Consider the following 14,695-nt stretch of genomic DNA (forward strand, 5'->3'; position numbering starts at 1 on the left):
CATCGATTGCTGAGTACTTGTCGTTTTCAACGTTCATAACGACAAGTACGGAGCAATCGATGGGTTTCAGGTGGTGAGGACGGTCTTGCGGGGGCTGTTCGGGGTGGTGGTGCTGTAGTCAGCGGTTTTGAAGTGCGGCGGCGCGAACGGGCTGACGCGCACCACGTCACCGATGACAATCACGGCAGGATTTGCGACGCCGGCCGCCTGGGCCTGGTCGGCGATGGAACCGAGCGTGCCGATGGTGACGCGCTGGTCCGGCAAATAGCCGTTTTCCACGATACCAACAGGGGTGTCTGCGGGCAGTCCGGCTTCGCCCAGCGCGGACGCGGATTCGCGGAGCTGGCCCACGCCCATGAGCAGGATGATGGTGTGGTCTGCGCGGGCCGGAACCTCGGAGAGTTCTTCGTGGCCGGTGACCACGCTGAAGCCCTTGGCCAGGCCGCGGTGGGTGACGGGAATGCCTGCGGCTGCCGGGACGGAGATGGCGGACGTAACGCCGGAGACCACCTCGACCTCGACGCCGTGCTGGCGGCAGTATTCGGCTTCCTCGCCCCCGCGTCCCAGCACGTACGGGTCGCCGCCCTTGAGCCGGACAACGCGGTGGCCCTTGAGGGCTTCCTCCACCAGGATGCGGTTGATGTCCGCCTGCGGCACCGGGTGGTGGCCGGGAGTTTTGCCCACTTCGATGACGCGGACATCCGGTGCGAGTTCGTTCAGCAGTTCGCGGGGGCCGAGGCGGTCGGCGACGACGACGTCAGCCTGGCCCAGGAGCCGGCGCCCGCGGACGGTGATGAGGCCGGTATCGCCGGGGCCGCCACCAACGAGGGCAATGCTTCCCTGGTGGCCACGGCGGCGGCGCAGCGGAAGATCGCCGGTTTCGAGGGCGGTGGCGACAGCATCGCGGACGGCCATGGCACGGCGCGGGTCTCCCCCGGCGTTGATGGCAATCTTGACGTCGTCCACCTCAGCGACCGCGGGGGTCCAGGCGGCGGACGCTTCATGGTTGGAGGCGTTGACGCACCACACCCGCTGCGCCTCGGCGTCGGCAGATACCTGGGCGTCCACCTCCGGGGCGCCCGTTGCGGTCTGGACGAACCAGACGCCGTCGATGTCGCTGGAAAGGTAAGGCCGCGCTTCCCAGGTGAGCAGGCCGGCGTCGGCCATCTCCTGCAGCGCGGGCGAGGCAACGGGGGCCACGACGGTGACCAGGGCACCGGCGTCGAGCAGTCCCTTGGCGCGGCGGGCCGCAACGGAGCCGCCGCCCACCACCAGCACGGGGCGGCCGAGCAGCCGCAGCGCCGTGGGGTATATGTCCTGAATTGCCATGAATCAACGGTAGGGCGGCGTCACATTGGCCCACAAAGGGTCAGCAACACCAGTTCACGTAAGGTAACGCTGCGTCACAAAGAATCTGCCGCGCTGCCGGCGAGGAAGGTGCCGCGGTCCCGGATCAGCCGCTCCAGGTACCGGGCGAGGAAGAGGCGCTCGACGGCGCGGCCCAGGACTCCCAGCGGGGCGGTGAACTCCACCCGGTCCGTCATGATGCTGCCCCCGGCTGTGGGTTCGAACTCGTGGACGTGCCGGAATGACGTGAACGGCCCCTTGACCTGTTCGTCGGTGAAGCTGCGGGGGAAGTCCACGTGGGTGATCCGGCTGGTCATGGTGAGTGGAATGCCGAAGTGTTTTGCCCGCCAGGTCACCTCCTGGCCTTTTCCGATCAGGCCCCCGGTGACGCCGCCGATCGCCCGCTCCCGTGCTTTCTGCTGGGAGTCCAGATGCAGGTCGATGCTGCGGGCCCGGTCGAAGAGCTGCTCCGCGGGCAGGGGCGACTCGGTGCGGCACTCGAAGCTGACGGTCATGGCGCCAGTCTGCCATGGAGCGATGTGGGGCGCCGCCGTCGTGGGGCAACTGAGCAGTCACTCACACTTCGCAACGATGGCACCAGAATGCGTATCTTTTGGCGCCGGCAGAGACTGGCGGCCGCGCAGTTGCAGGGTGGACTTCTTGTGGCGGGGCCAAAAGTGACGCAGATGCGTCAGGGAACAGCAGAGCCCGACGGCGGGAGGTCGCCGTCGGGCCCTAAGGGTGCGTTGGAGAGGGGCTGGGTCAGCGGGTACTGCCGGCCAGGAGGCCCCGGCGCCGCAGGAGGCGCTTCTCGATGGGCCCGAAGACCAGCAGCTCGATGAGGATGCCGACGCCGAGGATCAGCAGGATGGCAGCCATCACGATGGTCATGTCGGACAGATCGCGGCCCTGGTCCAGCAGGGATCCCAGGCCGAAGCCGATGGTGCCGCCCACCGCGATGATCTCCGCCGCCATGAGCGAGCGCCAGGAGAAGGCCCACCCCTGCTTGAGGCCGCTGAGGTAGCCGGGCAGGGCAGCGGGAAGGATCACCTGCAGCGCCATCTGCAGCCGGGACGCACCCAGCACGGTCCCCACGCGCCGGTACTGCGGCGGGATCTGGTCCACGCCGGAGATGAGGCCGTTGATGATGGACGGGATGGCGCCCATGAACACCACGAAATACACGGTGGCGTCGGTGAGTCCGAACCAGATGATGGCCGCGGGAACCCACGCCACGGACGGCAGCACCTGCAGGCCGGAGATCAGCGGGCCGAAAGCGCGTCGAAGCGGGGCAACCTGGGCCAGCAGCAAACCGACGGGAGTGGCAATGGCCACCGAAATCAGGAAGCCCACCACACCGCGCTGCAGCGAGGTCCAGATCGCCTCCTGGAACTTGCCGTCGCCCCACAGGACACCCATTTGCGCCACCACATCCAGCGGCCCCGGGACCAGGTCGCGCCGCTTCACGCCGAGCGAGACGTAAAACTGCCAAATGAGCACCAGGACCACCAGCGCGGCCACCGGCAGGAGGATGCGGCTCCAGTCGACGCGGTGCTTGCGGTCGGCGTCGGACTGCAGCGAGTCCAGGCCGGATTCGAGCTCCCGCAGGTCCTCGTGGCCACTCGAAGTCCGGGTCAAAGCGGCATGCACGTGCTCGCGGGTTTCGGCCACCTCGGCGAGCGGTGTCGGGTTACTTGGCATGGCGGCGAATCTCCTCACGCAGCCGGGCGGTGATGACCCCGGTCAGCTGGCCGGCGAGCCCGGCGTCGGTTCGGTGTTCCTCGGTGACGTCCCATTCCTGGACCACGCGGCCGGGGCGGGAGGAGAGCAGCAGGACGCGCTGGCCCAGCCGGACGGCCTCCCGGACGTTGTGGGTGACGAAGACGATGGTCCGCCCGGTTTCTTTCCAGATGCGTTCCAGCTCATCGTGCAGCAGGTCGCGGGTGATGGCATCCAGCGCGGCGAACGGCTCATCCATGAGCAGCAGCTGCCGGTCCTGGGCCAGGGAGCGGGCCAGGGACACGCGCTGCCGCATGCCGCCGGACAGTTCGTGCGGGCGCTTGTCCCCCGCGGATCCCAGGTGCACCAGTTCGAGGAGTTCCTGGGCCTTGGTGCGGCGTTCGGCCTTGCCCACGCCACGCAGTTTCAGGGCCAGCTCGATGTTCTCCCGCGCTGTGAGCCACGGGAACAGTGCGGCGTCCTGGAACATGAAGGCGGCGCCGTCGCTGGGCACTTCCAGGGCGCCCGACGTCGGTGCTTCCAGTCCCGCGATGATGTTCAGGAGGGTGGATTTGCCGCAGCCGGAGGCACCAAGGAGGGCGACGAACTCGCCCTGCTTGATGTTGGCGTTGACGTCGTCCAGTACCGGGGCGCCGTCGCCGAAGCGCTTGCCCAGGTGTTCCAGTACGACTGGCATGGTGGCGTCCTTAGGTAGTGGTGGGGGTCAGTCCTGGCCGAGGCCGGCTGCGGAGATTTTGCCGGTGCCGGTGAACTGGTTGAGCGCGGTGAGGTCGAAGAGGCCGTTGATGTCGGCCTTCTTGGTGGTTCCGGCGTCCACCCCGTCCTGCAGCAGTTTGGGGTAGCTGCCGGCCAGCGGGTCGAGGGTGAAGGTGATGTTGGCGAGGGAACGGTTCAGCACATCAGCCGGCAGCGCGGCCCCGGCTGATTCCTGCAGGGCCTCATTGACCAGTGCCGCCTTCTCGTCGGCCGGTGCCGAGTTGAGCCACGCGACCGACTTGGCGTGGCCGGCCAGCAGCGCCTTGACGGTGTCCGGGTGGTCGGCGGCGAATTTCTGGTTCACGATCAGGATGGTGGTGGGGAACTCCCCCGGTATGCCGGTGGCTGAGCCGTCCCACAGGTCCTTTTCGTCCACGAGGACCTTGGCTCCGGCCTGGAGCACCAGGCGTGACGCCCAGGGCTCAGGCAGCCACGCGCCGTCGAGCTTTCCGTCCTGGAACAGCTTGAGGGTCTGGGCGTTGTCCGTGGGGTTGATGGCGACGTCGCCGCTGCCGTCCACGTTGGTCTTGTAGCCCTGCTTGGTGAGCCAGGCGCGCAGGGCGACGTCCTGGGTGCCGCCCAGCTGCGGCGTTGCCAGGGTCTTGCCCCGCAGGTCAGCCGCGGAGGTGATGCCGGGCTTGACCACAAGCTGGGCGCCGCCCGCGGCGGCTCCGGCGATCACGCGCACGGACTGGCCCTGGCTCTTGGCGAAGGAATTGATGGCCGGGTTCGGGCCGATGTAGGCCGCGTCGATGGCGCCGGCGTTCAGGGCTTCGATGGCTGCCGGTCCCGCGTTGAAGGTCTCTGTGCTGAGCTTGGTGCCGCCTAAGGCCTCCGCGAGGAACCCTTTTTTGACCCCGACCAGGGCGGGTGCGTGCGTGACGTTGCCGAAGTAGCCCAGTTTCAGCTCCGTGGCCGGGGTGGGCTCGGCGGCCTGCGCCCCGGTGTTGCGGGAGATGTTGGAGGCAACGATCGCCCCGACCGCGATCAGCAGGACCAGCCCTATGGCCAGGGCAGCCTCGACGGCGCGCCGGCGCGTTGGAACCGCGCTTTCGCCTGCCACGATGCGGGTCATCCCGGGCTTGGAACTAGTCATTGTTTCACCATAGGGAGTGGCCCAGACCCGTTCAACGAAGCGGAAACGGAGGGTCACGCACGTTCATCCAGCGTCATATTCCGCCGCGCTGCTGCCCGGTTTCGCAAAATCAGTTGCCTTTGACGTTGACCAACTGCCGCAGCTTGTGCCGCACCGTCACCAGGTCCGCGGCGTCCTGCATGACCTGGTCGATCGGCTTGTACGCAGCCGGGATCTCGTCGATGAAGGCCTCCGACGCCCGGAACTCAATGCCCTTCATGGCCCGCTTCAGTTCCTCCAGGGTGAAGGCCTTCCGGGCTGCGTTCCGGGAGTATTCGCGTCCGGCCCCGTGCGGGGAGGAGTTCAATGAGGCCGGGTTGCCACGGCCTTCCACGACGTACGACGCCGTTCCCATGGACCCGGGGATGAGTCCGGGATCGCCGTGCGCGGCTTTGATGGCACCCTTGCGGGACACCCAGACGGGCTTGCCATAGTGCGTTTCCTGCTGCGTGAAGTTGTGGTGGCAGTTGATCCGTTCGCGTTCCCGCACCGGCCCGCCCACCCAGCGGCTGAACTGGGCAGCCACCCGGTCCATCATTTCCTCCCGGTTCAGCAGTGCGAAGTGCTGGGCCCACCGAAGCTCGGCGATGTACCGCTCGAACTGGGGCGTACCCTCGTCCAGGTACGCGAGGTCCGGGTCGGGCAGGTAAATCTGGTTCTTCCGGCTCACCTGCCGGGCCACTCCGATGTGGTGCTGGGCGATCCTGTTGCCGATCCCGCGCGAGCCCGAATGCAGGAAGAGCCACACGCCGTCGTCCTCATCCGCGGAGATTTCAATGAAGTGGTTCCCGGAGCCCAGGGACCCCAACTGCAGCTCCCACCTGGGAACATACTGGGCCGGGTTGAACCCGGCGTTCGCGGCCCGCCGCTTCAGGTCCGCAATCCGGGGCTCAGCCGTGGGCAGCACCTGCCTGTTGTTGTGCCCGGCGGAGAGCGGGATGGCCCGCTCGATGTCCTCGCGAAGACGCTTCCTGTCCTTCGGCAGGTCCTTCACGGAGTACTGGGTGCGCACCGCGATCATGCCGCAGCCGATGTCCACGCCCACGGCCGCCGGGATGATGGCGCGCAGGGTGGGGATGACGGAGCCCACGGTGGCCCCCTTGCCCAAGTGTGCGTCAGGCATAAGCGCCAGGTGGGGGTAGATGAACGGCAGGGCCGCCGTCATCACGGCCTGCGCGCGGGTTTTGTCATCCAGGATGGACGCCCAATTGAGAAGCTTCGGGCTGATGGTTTCCATGTCCGCCTCCCGCCGCGGTGACCAGGACTAGGGTAAGTCCTAGGCTAAACCCGCGCTTCGAAAGGAGATGCAGCAATGGTCAGTGTCCAGACGGATATCCACATCGACAGGCCGCGTGAGGAAGTCGCGGGCTTTGCGGCGAACCCGGAAAATGCGCCCCGGTGGTACGTCAACATCCACAAATCGCAGCGGCTGGACAGCGGTCCCCTCGGCCCCGGCTCGAAGGTGGCGTTCACTGCGAAGTTCCTGGGCCGGGAGCTCAACTACACCTACGAGTTCGTGGAGTACGTCCCCGGCCAGAGATTGGTGATGCGCACCGCCCAGGGCCCCTTCCCCATGCAGACCACCTACACATGGACGGACGACGACGGCGGGACGCGCATGACGCTCGGCAACAGCGGGAGCCCCTCGGGTTTCTCCCGCCTGGCCGGCCTGGTTATGGAACCAATGATCCGCCGGGAGACCCGGAAGGACCTGCAGAAACTCAAGGCAATCCTTGAAGGTGACAGCCGGCGCCGGCCACGCGCGTGCGAACCCCGATAGGGAACCTAGGCGGGGGCGGTGAGGCGGTGCCGCGGCGCGCGGGCGGCGGCCCGGGCAACCACCAGGCGGCGCAGGTTGAACCAGCAGAACAGTGCGAGCCCAAGGTACAGGGAAAGTTCCATCACTTCGCCATACTCGGAGATGCCGTAGTCAGGTGAGGGCCACACCAGCAGGCGGAAGAGGCGGTAGGCCGCCGCCAGCCCGAAGGCCGGCACCACGCACAGCGGCGGAACCAGCAGGTGTGCAGACTCCAGGTGCTTCCAGCGGCCGCGGACGGCGTTCCACACCAAGGGAGCACACGCGCCGTAAAGGCTTGCCAGCAGCATGGCTGCGGGTACCAGTTCCTGCACCCCGCCGATGTTGTGCACGGTGGTCTCGCCTTGGCGGTTGATCGCTTCCATTTCTTCCGGTGTCTGCCAGCCGAAGATGCGTTGTCCCCAGGAGATCTCCTCCCCGGCCAGGAACCAGACGCCGGCGGCGACCACGCCGTAAAGCAATGCCATGATCTTGTGCCCGGTTCTGGAGAGGCGGAAGGCCAGGAGGGGCAGGAAGATGCCTGCAGCCACCAGTGAGAAGAACTGGAGCCACTCGACCAGGGAGTCCTCATCAAGGAGCCAGATGAACAGTGGCGGGTGCAGGACGGTGGCCGCGGTTGCGAGGGCGATGCCCAGCGGCAGCAAAGCGATGATCAGCGCTCGGCGCGGGCGAATTCCCCACTCGCGGGCGTCGCGTGCGAAGCGGATGGCGGCTTTGGTGTTCCACCGGTGGATGGCAGGCATCGTGTCCCCCTCAACGAACAGGCCGGAACCTGGAATCGCGGCACCGGCGAAGCGATCCCTGAGCTTCCCATGCCACCCGCGGCCACAAAAGGTTCGGGGGGAACCTCTGCGGGTTATTGTGCGGATTACCGCAGGCCCTCGAAATCGCCGGAAAGACTGCGGGGCCGCCGTAAAATTACGGCGGCCCCGCAGGGTTTCAGCGATCTGGGCGGAACTAGATGCTGTAACGCTCGTCCTCGTGGTCGCCCGGGTGGTCCTTGACCAGCCCGGCGGCGAGGGTGTTCCCATCGAGCGGGTCGATCACCAGGAACGCGCCCGTGCGGCGGTGGTGCAGGTAGTTCTCCAGCGGCAGCGGGGCGGCGAGGCGGAGCTGCGCGTGCCCAATGTCGTTGAGCTCCAGGCTGGAGGCACCCTCAAGCTTGAAGGTAGCCAGGTCCAGCTTGCCGGAGACGCTGCGGACCATCGCCTGGACGGTGCGGGTGCCGTGCTTGACCAGGACCTTCTGGCCCTCGCGGAGCGGCTTCGGGGACAGCCAGCACAGGGCGGCGTAGAGGTCGGCGGAGGCTTCGCGGACCGTTCCGGCGGCGGCGATAGTGTCACCGCGGGCGACGTCGAACTCGTCCGCCAGCCGGATGGCCACGGACTGCGGGGCGGCGGCTTCCTGCAGGGAGGAGCCGGCGAAGTCGATACCCACCACGGCGGTGGTCCGCGGCGACTGGCCCGGCGTCAGCACGGACACCTGGTCCCCCACCTTCACCGAACCTTCGGTGATCTGGCCGGCGTACGCGCGGTAGTCGCGGTACGCTTCCACGTCCAGGCCGGCGGCGACGGCGTCGGGAGCCAGGGCGCCCTGCGGCCGGATGACCAGCTGCACGGGGAAGCGGAAGCTCTCCAGGTGGCTCTCGAGCTCATCGGCGGCGGGGAGGGTCTCGAGGACCTCCAGCAGCGCGGGGCCGGTGTACCAGGGGGTGCGCTCCGAGCGGTCCACCACATTGTCGCCGTCGAGCGCGGACACCGGGATGACCAGCAGGTCGCTGATGCCGTCCGAGCCCAGGCCCAGTTCGCGGCCCACCTGCTGCACGTCGGCTTCGATGTCGCGAAACACGGACTCGCTGAAGTCCACCAGGTCGATCTTGTTCACGGCCACAATCACGTGCGCCACGCGCAGCAGCTGCAGCACGGACAGGTGGCGGCGGGTCTGCTCCAGCACACCCTTGCGGGCGTCAATGAGGACGACGACGGCATCCGCAGTGGACGCGCCCGTCACCGTGTTCTTGGTGTACTGCACGTGCCCGGGGCAGTCGGCCAGGATGAAGCTGCGCTGGTCGGTGGCGAAGTAGCGGTAGGCCACGTCGATGGTGATGCCCTGTTCGCGCTCGGCGCGGAGACCGTCGGTCAGCAGGGCCAGGTCGATGCCGCCCTTGTCCCCGCCGAACCCGCGGTCCGCGGAGGTGCGGGCCACGGCGTCGAGCTGGTCAGCCAGGATGGCCTTCGAATCGTGGAGGAGGCGGCCCACCAACGTGGACTTGCCGTCGTCGACCGATCCTGCCGTGGCAAAGCGGAAGAGGGTGGTGGGCAGGGCTGTTTCCAGGTCCGCCGGGAGAACTGCTTCGGTGGTCATTAGAAGTACCCGTCCTTCTTGCGGTCTTCCATGGCGGCCTCGGAGATGCGGTCATCTGCGCGGGTGGCGCCACGTTCGGTCAGGGTGGAGGCGGCAACTTCGACCACGACGTCCGCCACGGTGAAGGCGTTGGACTCCACGGCACCGGTGCAGGACATGTCCCCCACGGTGCGGTAGCGGACGGTCTTGGTGATGACTTCCTCATCGGGGCGGGGCTGGGACACTTCGCCCACTGCGCGCCACATGCCGTCACGGGCGAAGACTTCGCGCTCGTGGGCGTAGTACAGGCCGGGCAGCTCGATGTTCTCGCGCTCGATGTACCGCCAGATGTCCAGCTCGGTCCAGTTGCTGATGGGGAACGCACGGACATGCTGGCCCACGGTGTGGCGGCCGTTGTACAGGTTCCACAGCTCGGGGCGCTGGTTGCGCGGGTCCCACTGGCCGAACTCGTCGCGGAGGCTCAGGATGCGCTCCTTGGCGCGGGCCTTGTCTTCATCGCGGCGGCCGCCGCCGAACACGGCGTCGAACTTGTTCCGCTGGATGGCGTCCAGCAGCGGGACGGTCTGCAGTGGGTTGCGGGTGCCGTCGGCGCGCTCGGCGAGTTCGCCGCGGTCGATGAACTCCTGCACGGAGCCCACCACCAGCTTCAGGCCCAACCGCTCCACGGTCCGGTCGCGGAAGTCGATGACCTCGGGGAAGTTGTGGCCGGTGTCCACGTGCAGCACGGGGAAGGGGACCTTGCCCGGCCAGAAGGCCTTGGTGGCCAGGTGCAGCATCACCACGGAGTCCTTGCCGCCGGAGAACAGCAGCGCGGGCTTCTCGAATTCGGCAACAACCTCGCGGATGATGTGGATCGCTTCGGATTCGAGGGTGTCCAGGCTGGACAGGCGCGTGGATACGGCGGCGTCGGTCACCTGGGTCTCCTCGGTAAGTGAAGTGCTCATACGTGTAGTCCGCATTCTGTCTTGTCGGATCCTGCCCAGCGGCCGGCGCGGGGGTCTTCGCCGGGCGCCACCTTGCGGGTGCAGGGCTGGCAGCCAATGGAGGGGTACCCCTGGGAAAGCAGCGGGTTGACGGGCAAAAGGTTGTCGTCCGAGTACTGGACCAACTGGTCGAACGTCCACGCTGCCATGGGGTTGACCTTGACCAGGCCGTTCTTCTCATCCCAGGTGACCAGCGGCGTGTTGGTGCGGGTGGGGGCTTCGTCGCGGCGGACGCCGGTGAACCACAGTTCGTAGCCGGCGAGGGTCCGCTGCAGCGGGGCCACCTTGCGGAGGGCGCAGCACAGGGCGGCGTCACGGGCGAAGAGGTCCTTGCCCAGCAGCCGGTCCTGCTGCTCCACGGTGGTCTCCGGGAGGACGTCCACCACGTTGACGCGGAGGTTCGCGGCTACCTCGTCACGCGTGGCGTAGGTTTCCGGGAAGTGGTATCCGGTCTCCAGGAACAGGACGTCGACGCCGGGCATCTGGTCAGCGACCAGGGCGGGCAGGACGGCGTCGGCCATGGAGCAGGCGACGGCGACGGCGGGCAGGTCGAAGTTGCGCTCCACCCAGGCGATCACGTCGCGGGCGGGGGCGTCCCAGCCGAACTCGGCGGCGCCGGCCTCGGCCAGGGCCTTCAGCTCTTCCTGGGGCCGCTTGGCCGGTGCGGGTGCGAGATGCTTTGCCATTACTGCAGTGCCTCCTCATCTGCTGCGTGGGCCCATTCGGCGAAGGTCTGGCCTTCGGTGCGGTCGGCCACGAACCGGCGGACCACGCGCTCCACGTAGTCGGGCAGGTCGTTGACGTAAACCTTCAGGCCGCGGACGGTGCGTCCCAGCCCGGCTTCCTCGCGGTCATTGTTGGCCAGCCCGCCGCCCAGGTGGACCTGGAAACCCGGGGAGGGGTCGCCGTCGGGCGTTGGCAGCATCATGCCCTTGAGGCCGATGTCCGCCGTCTGGATGCGGGCGCAGGAGTTAGGGCAGCCGTTGATGTGCAGCGACAATGCCTGCGGCAGCTGGCCCGAGCCGGCGAGGTCCGCCAGGCGGCGCTCGAGTTCGGCGACGGCGGTGGCGGCCGTGTACTTGGTCTCGACGATGGCCAGCTTGCAGTATTCGATGCCGGTGCAGGCAATGGTGCCGCGTCGGAAGACGGACGGGCGGGCGGACAGGCCCAGGCCGTCCAGTTCGGCGATGAGCGGCTCCACCTGGTCCTTCTCGACGTCCAGCACCACGATCTTCTGGTGCGGGGTGGTGCGCAGCCGGTAGGAGCCGCGGGCCTCCAGGGTGTCTGCCAGCTTGACCAGGCCGGAACCGGAAAGGCGGCCTGCGATCGGGGTGGCACCGATGAAGAACTTGCCGTCCTTCTGCTCGTGCACGCCCACGTGGTCGCCGGGGGTGGCGGGCTTGGGCGCGGCGGGGCCGTCGGCCAGCTTGTAGCCCAGGTATTCGTCCTCGAGGATCTGGCGGAACTTCTCCGGACCCCAGTCGGCCAGCAGGAACTTCAGGCGGGCCTTGGTGCGCATGCGGCGGTAACCGTAGTCACGGAAGATGCTGGTCACGCCCAGCCACACGTCCGCGGCCTGGTCCGGCTTCACGAACGCACCGAGGCGCTTCCCGAGCATCGGGTTGGTGGACAGCGCGCCGCCAACCCAGAGGTCGTAGCCGGCGCCGAGCTCGGGGTGTTCAATGCCCACGAACGCGCAGTCGTTGATCTCATGGACCACGTCCTGGCTGGGGTGGCCAGTGATCGCGGTCTTGTACTTGCGGGGCAGGTTGGACAGCAGCGGGTTGCCGATGAACCGCTCCCCCAGCTCGGCGATGAGCGGGGTGGGGTCGATGATCTCGTCCTTGGCGATGCCGGCCACGGGCGACCCGAGGATGACGCGGGGCACGTCGCCGCAGGCTTCGGTGGTGGAAAGGCCCACGGACTCCAGGCGGTTCCAGATCTCCGGGATGTCTTCGACCCGGATCCAGTGCAGCTGGATGTTCTGGCGGTCGGTCAGGTCGGCTGAGTCCCGGGCGAAGTCCACGGAGATCTGGCCGATGACGCGCAGCTGCTCGGTGGTGAGGGCGCCGCCGTCGATCCGCACGCGCAGCATGAAGTACTTGTCTTCGAGCTCGTGCGGCTCCAGGGTGGCGGTCTTGCCGCCGTCGATCCCCTGCTTGCGCTGGGTGTACAGGCCCCACCAGCGGAAACGGCCATGCAGGTCCTGGCCGGGGATGGCGTCGAAGCCTTCCTTGGCGTAGATGGTCTCGATACGCTCGCGGACGTTCAGGCCGTCGTCTTCCTGCTTCCAGGTTTCGTTGGCATTCAGCGGCGTCTTGCCGTCCACTTTCCACTGGCCATGCGGCTTCGCAGCGGGGCGGGACGGGCGGGCGGGGCGCTTGGGGGCAGCGGAGTCCGCCGACGCTCCGGCTAGAGCTGTATCAGTCATGCATCGACTGTAGGGCGGCGCCGAATACCGTCACAAAGGCCCGGAAACGCTAAGTCACCTAGGGAAATATTTCGTCACGAAACGCTGGAGGGCCTTGAAGAACCCACCCTGCTGTGCATCGGCAGGAGCCTTGTCCGGGGCTTCGGCGGGGGCCGCCACGGGTGCTTCCGCAGGCGTTTCGTTCATGGCGGCGACGGCGGCGTCGTACCTGTCGAGCGCGATCTCCGCGAGTGTCGGGGATGGCAGCAGGGGCTGGGTCACGACGTCGGCACCCGCCTTCGCCAGCTGGTCGTGGAAGAAGCCCGGCGCCAGGAGATACGAGGCAATCACCACCCGGCCTCCGACGTCGACCGCTCCGGCGGACTCCCCCGCCCCGGCACCCCCGGCGAGCTCTTCGCGGAGCATGGCGACGGCGTCGGGCACCGACGGCTGGGCGGAGGCACCGTAGGCGGCCACCATCCGGTTGGACCGCAATGCCCGCAGCTGGCCCAGCAGCTCCTCGACGCTCACTGCGGCGTTGGGGTTGGACGAGCCCGCCGCCGCCAGGACAATGACGTCATTGTCGGTGGTGCCGGCCTCCCGCAGCCGCTGGTCCAGCAGGGCCGCGAGGCGCGGGTCCGGGCCAAGCGGCGCTGCGGCGGCACTGCCCGGCCTGCTCTTCACGGCCCGGGCGATGTCGACCTTCACGTGGTAGCCAACGCTCAGCAGCAGCGGCACCACCACGGCAGCCTCCCCGTCCGGCAGGCCGGCCACCACATCCACCAGATCCGGCTGCTGGACGTCCACATAGGCTTCCCGGACATCAAGGCCCGGGCGCAGTTCCGCGATGGCGGCGCGCAGGGCGTTGACCTCCGCGGCCCCCTGTGTGTTGGACGTCCCATGGGCACAGGCGATCATGATGGGGCTGTTCATAGGGGCTAGCGTAACGTTGGAGCCGCCCTGTCCGCCCTCTTTGAAATACCGGGACGCCCCATGACATTCGCCTTTGACAACTCCCCGGTCTGGCTGGACCTGCTGGGCGTGTTCTTCTTCGCGGTATCGGGCTCGCTGCTGGCGGCGCGGAAGCAGATCGACATTGTGGGATCCCTGCTTCTGGCCTCCCTGGTGGGCCTGGGCGGCGGTGTGATCCGCGATGTCATCCTTGTCATCGTTCCGGCGGCGTTCACCAACCCGGCGTATCTGGCGCCGCCGCTGCTGGCGACGGTGCTGGTGTTCTTCCTGTTCTCCAGCGTCCAGCGCTACACGTCGCTGCTGGTCCTGTTCGACGCCGCCGGCCTGGCCCTCTTCTGCATGACCGGCACGCTCAAGGCGCTGGCCACCGGCCTGAACCCGGTGGCATCGGTGCTGCTGGGGGTGACGACGGCGGTGGGCGGCGGCCTGCTCCGGGACATCACGGCCAACGAGGTACCCGAACTGTTCAACCCCAAGGACATCTACGCACTGCCGGCCTTCGTGGGATCCTCGCTGACGGCGGTGCTGTGGGTTCTTGGCGTGTTCAACGTGCTGACCGCGGCCGGCATTGCCGCCCTGGTTTTCACGTTCCGCGTCCTCGCCTGGCGCCGCTCCTGGCAGGCGCCGCTTGCCGTCCGCGGCTGGCAGCGCAGGGCAAGCGATCCAGGGCTGTGACGTTCGCTTCCATGTCATTTTGGGAGCGTCGCGATTAGCTAGGATATGAGCATGACTGACATGTTCCTCGAGAAGTTCCGCGCGCTTGTTCCAAAGTATCTCGAGGACGAATGGCAGGAAGCGGATGGCCTGACGCCCGAGGAGCTGGACAAGGCCCTCGCAGAGCACCAATTCGAGATCCCCCTGGTCCTGCGCGAGTTCTACCTTGCACTGGGCGGCTGCGAGGACCTCATGGAGGCCTACCACTACTTCTGGGACCCCGAAGAGCTCGAGGTCGACGATGAAGGCTTCCTCATGTTCCTCGAAGACGAAGAGGAAGCGTTCACCTGGGGCTTCCGCGTGGGCGACCTCAGCGTCCCGGACCCCATCGTCTACCGCCGCAACAATGCCCGCGGGCAGTGGAAGTCCGAGGAAGGCACCTTCTCCGAGTTCGTCTTCGACATGTTCGAGTGGGCGTTCGAGGACGAAGAGGAAGAGTAAGCCTCCCCGTCCGCCGT

15 protein-coding genes are annotated in these 14,695 nt (G+C 67.5%); 3 read left to right on the plus strand and 12 right to left on the minus strand.

Annotated elements, in window-relative coordinates; genetic code table 11:
- Positions 1–66: 66 nt before the first annotated feature.
- The 6 genes from cobA to PUN51_RS02135 form a co-directional block, all read right to left on the minus strand.
- Positions 67–1,329: a uroporphyrinogen-III C-methyltransferase gene (cobA, locus tag PUN51_RS02110; RefSeq protein WP_275179703.1), complete on the minus strand. Its 1,263-nt coding sequence runs from the start codon at positions 1,327–1,329 to the stop codon at positions 67–69.
- Positions 1,330–1,403: 74 nt separating this feature from the next.
- On the minus strand, positions 1,404–1,862 hold the full coding sequence (locus tag PUN51_RS02115; RefSeq protein ID WP_275179704.1) for an SRPBCC family protein: 459 nt from the start codon (positions 1,860–1,862) through the stop codon (positions 1,404–1,406).
- A gap of 247 nt (positions 1,863–2,109) precedes the next feature.
- Entirely contained in the window at positions 2,110–3,048 is a 939-nt protein-coding gene (locus tag PUN51_RS02120; RefSeq protein ID WP_275179705.1) for an ABC transporter permease, read from the minus strand.
- Positions 3,038–3,763 (minus strand): ABC transporter ATP-binding protein, encoded by a 726-nt coding sequence (locus tag PUN51_RS02125; protein WP_159631168.1) that lies wholly within the window; start codon positions 3,761–3,763, stop codon positions 3,038–3,040. The genes PUN51_RS02120 and PUN51_RS02125 overlap by 11 nt, the downstream gene beginning before the upstream one ends.
- Before the next feature lie 27 nt (positions 3,764–3,790).
- Positions 3,791–4,918 carry an ABC transporter substrate-binding protein gene (locus PUN51_RS02130; RefSeq protein WP_275179966.1) on the minus strand — a complete coding sequence of 376 codons (1,128 nt, stop codon included), beginning with the start codon at positions 4,916–4,918 and terminating at the stop codon, positions 3,791–3,793.
- Between the two features lie 130 nt (positions 4,919–5,048).
- On the minus strand, positions 5,049–6,215 hold the full coding sequence (locus PUN51_RS02135; RefSeq protein WP_275179706.1) for an RtcB family protein: 1,167 nt from the start codon (positions 6,213–6,215) through the stop codon (positions 5,049–5,051).
- 75 nt (positions 6,216–6,290) lie between these two features.
- On the opposite strand from PUN51_RS02135, the gene PUN51_RS02140 reads away from it, so the two are divergent.
- Positions 6,291–6,758 carry an SRPBCC family protein gene (locus tag PUN51_RS02140; RefSeq protein WP_275179707.1) on the plus strand — a complete coding sequence of 156 codons (468 nt, stop codon included), beginning with the start codon at positions 6,291–6,293 and terminating at the stop codon, positions 6,756–6,758.
- A 5-nt stretch (positions 6,759–6,763) separates the two neighbouring features.
- Here PUN51_RS02140 and PUN51_RS02145 read toward each other — a convergent pair whose 3' ends face one another.
- The 6 genes from PUN51_RS02145 to PUN51_RS02170 all read right to left on the minus strand — a co-directional run bounded on the left by PUN51_RS02145 (position 6,764) and on the right by PUN51_RS02170 (position 13,484).
- Complete coding sequence (locus tag PUN51_RS02145) at positions 6,764–7,537, minus strand: hypothetical protein (RefSeq protein WP_275179708.1); 774 nt, start codon at positions 7,535–7,537, stop codon at positions 6,764–6,766.
- A 214-nt stretch (positions 7,538–7,751) separates the two neighbouring features.
- Positions 7,752–9,158 (minus strand): sulfate adenylyltransferase subunit 1, encoded by a 1,407-nt coding sequence (locus tag PUN51_RS02150; RefSeq protein ID WP_159631160.1) that lies wholly within the window; start codon positions 9,156–9,158, stop codon positions 7,752–7,754.
- A complete protein-coding gene (cysD, locus tag PUN51_RS02155; RefSeq protein ID WP_275179709.1) occupies positions 9,158–10,102 on the minus strand; it encodes a sulfate adenylyltransferase subunit CysD in 945 nt (314 codons plus the stop codon). Before cysD ends, PUN51_RS02150 begins: the two co-directional genes overlap by 1 nt.
- A complete protein-coding gene (locus tag PUN51_RS02160; RefSeq protein WP_275179710.1) occupies positions 10,099–10,827 on the minus strand; it encodes a phosphoadenylyl-sulfate reductase in 729 nt (242 codons plus the stop codon). The genes cysD and PUN51_RS02160 overlap by 4 nt, the downstream gene beginning before the upstream one ends.
- Entirely contained in the window at positions 10,827–12,572 is a 1,746-nt protein-coding gene (locus tag PUN51_RS02165; RefSeq protein WP_275179711.1) for a nitrite/sulfite reductase, read from the minus strand. Before PUN51_RS02165 ends, PUN51_RS02160 begins: the two co-directional genes overlap by 1 nt.
- A 54-nt stretch (positions 12,573–12,626) precedes the next feature.
- Complete coding sequence (locus PUN51_RS02170; RefSeq protein WP_275179712.1) at positions 12,627–13,484, minus strand: sirohydrochlorin chelatase; 858 nt, start codon at positions 13,482–13,484, stop codon at positions 12,627–12,629.
- 60 nt (positions 13,485–13,544) lie between these two features.
- Between PUN51_RS02170 and PUN51_RS02175 the strand changes: the two genes are divergently transcribed.
- Together PUN51_RS02175 and PUN51_RS02180 are read left to right on the plus strand one after the other, a co-directional pair.
- Positions 13,545–14,198 carry a trimeric intracellular cation channel family protein gene (locus tag PUN51_RS02175; protein WP_159631152.1) on the plus strand — a complete coding sequence of 218 codons (654 nt, stop codon included), beginning with the start codon at positions 13,545–13,547 and terminating at the stop codon, positions 14,196–14,198.
- Between the two features lie 51 nt (positions 14,199–14,249).
- Positions 14,250–14,678 carry a hypothetical protein gene (locus tag PUN51_RS02180; RefSeq protein ID WP_159631150.1) on the plus strand — a complete coding sequence of 143 codons (429 nt, stop codon included), beginning with the start codon at positions 14,250–14,252 and terminating at the stop codon, positions 14,676–14,678.
- The last annotated feature ends 17 nt before the right edge of the window (positions 14,679–14,695 follow it).

This window comes from Arthrobacter sp. NQ4 (assembly GCF_029077345.1).
Lineage (GTDB): Bacteria > Actinomycetota > Actinomycetes > Actinomycetales > Micrococcaceae > Arthrobacter.